The following is a 5,676-nucleotide window of genomic DNA, read 5'->3' as shown; positions in this document are numbered from 1 at the left end:
TTATCTCCATTATTTATATAAAATTCATACTTCTCAATTTTTTTTTGATTTTCTCTTTCAATTAATATCTTCTCTAATTCTTTATCAGACACAAAATTTTCGTTAAGTTTTTTATTTTGATATTGAACAAAACTATTATAAAGATTATAAGATAAAAAAAGAATAGGAATGGTAATTAAGAATGAAATTATCCAAAGTCGTAAAGATTCCTTTTTTCGTTCTTTAATAACTTTTTCTCGTATTTTTCGAAGTTCTTGTTTCGAAAGTTTTCTTATATCAACTTCTCCTTGAAAAGCTTTCAAATATGCTTTTCTGGCACTCATAAAAGAGCTGTCTTTTTTGAAAATACTTATTTTTCGTAACAAATTCCTATTGTTTCGAATAATTGTATTCATTGATTGCATATTCCCAGCTCCGCTCATTTATTTTGCAATTTTTTTATTCGGACATTGTAGCCAACGTTGTTGTATATGGTTTGTTGCGTGGTTTAAGCACCTAATTTAACAAATAAAAACCGAATAGAAAGTCCGCGAGGACATTCGTAAGTAGGCTAGAACTAGCAATAAATTATATACAGTGTTGCCCACAGTTATTTTATTCTACTATTAATAATTCTTCTGTTTCTAAATAATATCTATTTTTCAATGGATTAACTATTTTTCTAAATGATAATTGATGTTTACAACTGTATTCAACAATATTTTTAATTAATTCCGAATATTCATTTATAGTTTCTTCTTGGTTTAAAACTCTAATCAATTTGTCTGAATTGAGATAAATTTTGACATTTGCTGTCTTTTTTAGTTTAGATAATCCATCTGAAATTGCATTTAAAATTATTTTTTCTTTTGATGCTAAATAAAATGATTTCGTGAAATTCTTTTGGTGCTTTAAATTATTTCTTTCGTGTTTTAATAACAAAGCATACAATCCTTTACCATTTGAGTCGTCAACTTTCACACTTAAATAAATTTCAACTAAAGGAATGTCAGAATTTTCGTTTTCAGTTTTGTCTTTAATGAAAGTTAGATTTGTGTTCAGAATTTTGGAAATGTATTTATCAATTTCTCTCTGAAAAACACTTAAATTTTTGTAATAAGTGAAGATTAAATTTCCGTTTTCTTCATCAATATTTTTAAATCCAGCATTTTGATACCAGTTAATAGTTTTTGGTATTTTAGATAAATAACCTTCGTCATTTGTCATTCCAAGATGTTCCCAATAATATTCTGTATTATCTTTAAGATTCTCAATAAAAAAATCAACATTTTTTCTTTTCCCTTTATAAACCAATGGATAGTCATAAACAATATTCAATTCTTCGTGCTTAATCAAGCTTTCATAAATCATTTTTTCCTGTTCTGACCGAACAAAGGTATTATCCAAAGTTTGAATATTTAAATTACTTCTAAAGTGGATGTAATTTCCATTAATTCCACTGGTAACTTTATTTTCTCTTTTTGGCTGGCTTTTTTTTCTAAAATGCCATTGAAAAAATTCTCTATTTGTATCGTCAACTCTGCAATTCGGGATTATCTGTTTAAGATAGCCTTTGTCGTGTTGCTTTCTTAAAAATTGATTAAATTCTCTCTGATTATAAAATTTAGAAGATAGATATTTGTCTTTAATTGCATATTCATATAATTCATTTGACCTAATCTCAACAGATGTGTACGCGTCTTTCATTAATGAATCCAATCTTTCACCAATATGCTTTAATATCTTTAAATCTTCTGGTAATTTCTTCACTCGATTTTTTGTCTAATTGTGGGCAACGTCTCAGTATATGAAACGTAGCGTCTAAAAAAACTCTATCGTTTCGGATTATACACGCGCCGAATTTTTAAATTTTTCTTTTTATCTTAATAATCTCAAAAAGCCAAATTTAAAAATTTGGAGGTCTTAACAAATACACAAAAAACTCTCGGAAAGCCCATAATAGCTATGTTTTATATACATTGTTGTGCATAGTGCTTTATCCTTTCAGTTTTGCAATTGCGTTTAATAATTTCTCTATCGCTGGAATTGATAATCCTTCAGTTTCCTTTGTTTCTAAAAAGTCATTTGTTTTATTATTACCAAAATATTTTTCCACTAACTTCTCTTTTATAACCTGTTTTTTGTCGTCTGATAGTCCTTCAATAAATGGATTGATTGATGCTAATTCCAGTTCAGCATTTCTATTAATAGTTTCAAGTTTTCGGTGTTTTGATGATTCACGAGCTGCATAAGTTGCAGGATATGACAATGCTGCTGCCGCAATAATTCTTATTAATGATTTAGTCCAATCAAAACCTTCTGCACTTAAATCTATAATAGTCCAAACTAACAATATCGAGAATACTGTCATAAATATTATTGCCATAACACGCCAAAAGTTGGCACTCTTTTTATGGCTATCAGCAATATTTTGATAATTCCCAGTAACTCCAACATTACCAATTAAATTCACAAGAGTTTTCGCCTCTGTAAGTTTTGTGTTAAGTTGTTTAACAGTTTCTGTCGTATCTGTATCTATACTTTCTTTCAGTTGGTCTATTTCTTCACGAAAAGTTTCTTTTGCCTTGTCTATTTCTGAACGAAAAGTTTTCTTGTCGTTTTCAAAGTTTTGATTATGTTCAGATTTTATGTTATTAAAGTTAGTTTGAAATGTAGAATTTAAATTTTGGATTTCAGTTTCTTTTCCCTCAATTAGCTTTAGCAATCTTTGAATTTCAGTTTCTTTAGTCGTTAAGTCAGTTTTAAACTTTTCTATTTCAGCTTTTAGTTCGTCCTTGTCTTTCTCTAAAGACTTGTACTTGCTTTTAGCTGTTTTCTCGAAATCAGCGATTTTACGAGAGAAATTAAAGTCGGTTTTAGCTACTGGAATTGGAAAGTTTCTAATTCGATTAATCGCTGCGTTAAAATTATTAGTTGCATTATTTAAATGTCCAACATTATTATTCCCAACGTAACTATTTACTTGAGTTATTCCCGCATTCAATTCGTTACTTAAAGCATCTAATTCCGTTTGTTGTACTAAATCTGGAATTGTCAACTTTACTCTTTGATTTATGTAAGAGAAAACTGTTTGAAAAAAAGAGAGTTTTTCAAGGTCTATTTTATCTTTAACATCGTCATTTCCTAAAATTTCTTCTAAAGATTTTAATCTGTCAAATATGTTATGATTTTCGAAATTTTCTGATGTCATTTTATTGGTTTTGGTTGGTTTTCCGCATTATGCACAACGGTTTTGGGTTTGGTTTCGTTGCGTTGGTTTAGCTCAAAGTTGATAAAAAATCTTTTACATTTGGTTTGTCAGAGGCTTTTCACACAATGAACTAACAAGCAATGAAATAAACCCGTTGTTGGCAATAGTATTTTTTATTCAGTTAGATTTTCCGTTATAGATTTCAGAGTGTCAATTTTAGGGATTTCTGTAATTTCAGATTCTCCTTCTATTGAGTAAAATTCCAATTCAGTCGGCATTTGTTTAGTTCCAAATACAGATATTCCAATCAATTCTCCATTTTTGCCTTTTCCAGCGTAATCTATTATTAAATTCCCTTTTTGAATTTCCGAGTCAAATGTTTTTCCAAATATTATTGTCGGACATTTTCCACAACCACATCTCGCAATAACTTTCAGATTTCCGATTAAATTTGTCCATTCTGATTTTTCTTTTTCAAAAAGATAAGTCAGAAATTCAATCTCGGATTTTGTCAATTCTCTTTTATCTGGAATGCAATATTTCATTAAGATACTATTTTTTCAATTGAGTTTTCGTCCACTTTAAGAACTTTTAATATTTCCCGTGCTTTAGGTTTGTCTGCTATCATTGCCTTGTCAAACTCGTTTAAAAGACCAGAAATGTAAAGGCGTTCATTTAATGTTGTGCCTTTCAAATCGCATTTTTCTGCTTTTTTGTAAATTTCTTCGAGGGTCATTTTATATTATTGCCAACGAGTTTGAGCATGATTTGTGCGACTGGAAAATCGGAGATTTTTCGGTTGTAGCAAATCGTGCGTTGTTTGTTAGTTTGTTCATATTTAGTTTAAATGTAAGCATAAATTATGCGCGGTGTTGTAACACGTTTTTGGATTTTCTCAAATAAAATACTCGAACATATTATGAACTATTTGTAATATAAAAAGCCCAAAAATCAGACCAATCATTTTAATTTCATTTATTTTCTTTTTTTTCCAATTCCAAATTCCAAGTGAGAAAACACATAAAAAAATAATTCCCCAAGTCAGATTAACATTCGAATACAATTCGGCAGTTTTATAGAAATATGGTACAGGTCCTTCTCCTCCAAATGGATAAAATTCAATTTCTTTTTTAATTCTTACATTATAAAATTCCGAAAATCCAATGAATGAGAAAATCCCACTCAACAATATTCCAATTCCACTGAATATTTTAATTAATCTAGGATTTTTCAAATCATTTTTTTGTATAATCTCAGCTTTTACTTTATTAGGTTTCCAATTTATAAAATTTTTTGTTTCATTCTCATTTAGACTGTTAATACTAACTCCAATATTCTTTTCATTTTCGGTTACTTTTAATCCATTTTCAATACCTTTAATTTCTCGTTCTATAGTTTTACCATTAAACTCAAATTTAATAGTATCATAAAGCGAAAATTCTCCTTGTAAAAGAATTCCAGTTAGTATTATTTTTTGTCCAACAACAAAAGAATCATTTATTTCATAGCTTATAATTTGTTTTTTCATCTAATGTGTTACAACGTGATTGTATAAGATTAGTTGCGTGTTTTAAGCACCTAATTTAGCAAATACAAACCGAATAGAAAATCCGCGAGGATTTTCGTAAGTAAGCTTGCACTAGCAATTAATTTTATACGGTGTTGTAATGCGTTTTTATTTCCGTTTATTCTATTTTCTTAAATTTCTGTCTAAAATTCGAAAGATTAGTTCCGTCAGAATCATAATCTCTAATTACGAGTTCAGTTTTTGTCAATTTCTCGATTACATAATTCCTATTTCCTAAATTCAGGATTGAGTCATTTTTTTTGTATTCAAAAGTTATTCCTCCAATTGATTCCGAACCAGTAAAGTCAGATTTTAGTTCGATTATTAGTCCATCGCAAGAGTATTCAAATTCTTCTCCGCTGAATAAATCCGTACTTTTTGTAGTTCCGTCTTCAAGTTCTTTATGATAACATTCCCACTTTCCGGCTAATTCGTTAGAAACGTTTTTTAAACCAACGCAAGAAGTCAGAATTATTATTGAAATCGTAATTATGTGTTTCATTCAGATTGTTTTTTTAGTATTAAATTCCGATTCAAATTATCTTTTTAAATTCCAAAAATATTCTTTGTCAACTATTAATTTCATTGCGATTCTCGATTTTCCGCAAATGCATTACAACGGGCTTTTATAAGATTTGTGCGACTGGAAAATCGGAGATTTTTCGGTTGTAGCAAATCGTTAGTTGAATGTTTGTCGGTTCGTTATTTAGTTCAAATGTGAGCATAAATTTTATGAGTTGTTGTGTGTAGGCTTTTTATTCATCGAAATTAAGATTTTTCGGGAATTTACTAATTCTCTTTGATGTTCCTAAATTTAAAGAATCATTAAATTTCTCAGTAGATTTTCCAACAACTTCAAAACTTATATTATCTATCCAAACTTTTCCTGTTCCATTCAGCAGAATGCCAAAATTCATAG

7 protein-coding genes are annotated in these 5,676 nt (G+C 28.9%); all 7 read right to left on the bottom strand.

Features of this window, described 5'->3' with window-relative positions; all coding sequences use genetic code 11:
- The coding region (locus BM335_RS15440) for a hypothetical protein (RefSeq protein WP_143102446.1) at nt 1–323 on the bottom strand (323 nt) is incomplete at its 3' end.
- A 271-nt stretch (nt 324–594) separates the two neighbouring features.
- Nucleotides 595–1,749, bottom strand: coding sequence for a hypothetical protein (locus tag BM335_RS15435; RefSeq protein ID WP_090230825.1), 1,155 nt, complete (start codon nt 1,747–1,749; stop codon nt 595–597).
- Between the two features lie 226 nt (nt 1,750–1,975).
- Nucleotides 1,976–3,190: an OmpH family outer membrane protein gene (locus BM335_RS15430; protein WP_090230820.1), complete on the bottom strand. Its 1,215-nt coding sequence runs from the start codon at nt 3,188–3,190 to the stop codon at nt 1,976–1,978.
- Nucleotides 3,191–3,363: 173 nt separating this feature from the next.
- On the bottom strand, nt 3,364–3,735 hold the full coding sequence (locus BM335_RS15425; protein WP_090230815.1) for a hypothetical protein: 372 nt from the start codon (nt 3,733–3,735) through the stop codon (nt 3,364–3,366).
- Nucleotides 3,735–3,926: a hypothetical protein gene (locus BM335_RS15420; RefSeq protein ID WP_090230811.1), complete on the bottom strand. Its 192-nt coding sequence runs from the start codon at nt 3,924–3,926 to the stop codon at nt 3,735–3,737. The genes BM335_RS15425 and BM335_RS15420 overlap by 1 nt, the downstream gene beginning before the upstream one ends.
- Nucleotides 3,927–4,085: 159 nt before the next feature.
- Nucleotides 4,086–4,718: a hypothetical protein gene (locus BM335_RS15415; RefSeq protein ID WP_090230806.1), complete on the bottom strand. Its 633-nt coding sequence runs from the start codon at nt 4,716–4,718 to the stop codon at nt 4,086–4,088.
- A 157-nt stretch (nt 4,719–4,875) separates the two neighbouring features.
- Entirely contained in the window at nt 4,876–5,259 is a 384-nt protein-coding gene (locus tag BM335_RS15410; protein WP_090230803.1) for a hypothetical protein, read from the bottom strand.
- Nucleotides 5,260–5,676 lie beyond the last annotated feature (417 nt).

Origin of the sequence: Lutibacter maritimus, from assembly GCF_900116115.1 — a bacterium.
Lineage (GTDB): Bacteria > Bacteroidota > Bacteroidia > Flavobacteriales > Flavobacteriaceae > Lutibacter > Lutibacter maritimus.
The sequence above is the reverse complement of the archived record's forward strand: the minus strand, read 5'-3'. Positions and strand labels throughout refer to the sequence as shown.